Annotated in this window: 1 protein-coding gene; it reads left to right on the forward strand. The window is 43.2% G+C overall.

Going from position 1 to position 621, the window contains the following annotated elements; all coding sequences use genetic code 11:
- On the forward strand, positions 1–621 hold a 621-nt coding region (locus tag ACLNCW_RS09805), incomplete at both ends, for a mucin-binding protein (protein ID WP_424846213.1).

The raw sequence follows: 621 nt of genomic DNA on the forward strand, positions 1-621 counted from the left end.
AGTGATGAATTCACATCAGGTGGTGCGAAGGTTTATGACTACGATACAGCACGTGACCAAGTCTACACTGTAACCCTTTCAGAACGTGTCGAACCGGTTAACCCAGATAACCCAAGCCCACAACCAAACACCCCAGTCAATCCAGGACAACCAGATAGTCCACGTTGGCCAGCTAGTGTCCATGATTTAGATAACAAAGAAAGCGTTAGCCGTACCATCCATTACGTTTATGAAGATGGAAGTAAGGCTAAGGATGATGTGGTTGAAACACTGAACTTCAAACGTTGGAGTCGTATTAACCTAGTGACTGGTCAAATTTTCTTCCAAGACTGGACAACTAATGATGATACGTTTGATAAAGTAGTCTCTCCAACTATCGCAGGTTACACAGCGGATAAATCAGAAATCCCAGCTGTAAGTGGAGTTCAAGCGAAAGACCAAGATCGTGTTGAAACAGTCACTTATCGTAAGGATGCTCAAAAAGCTGTTATCCGTTATGTAAGTACTAACGGTAACCGCGTTCTCACAACAGATGAAGTGACAGGTAAGTCAGGTGAAGCCATTGCCTACAGCACAACAAGTCAAATCACAGAATTCAAGAAACAAGGCTATAACCTTGTC

Source organism: Streptococcus sp. CL6.22, from assembly GCF_049738055.1.
Taxonomy (GTDB): domain Bacteria; phylum Bacillota; class Bacilli; order Lactobacillales; family Streptococcaceae; genus Streptococcus; species Streptococcus mitis_DJ.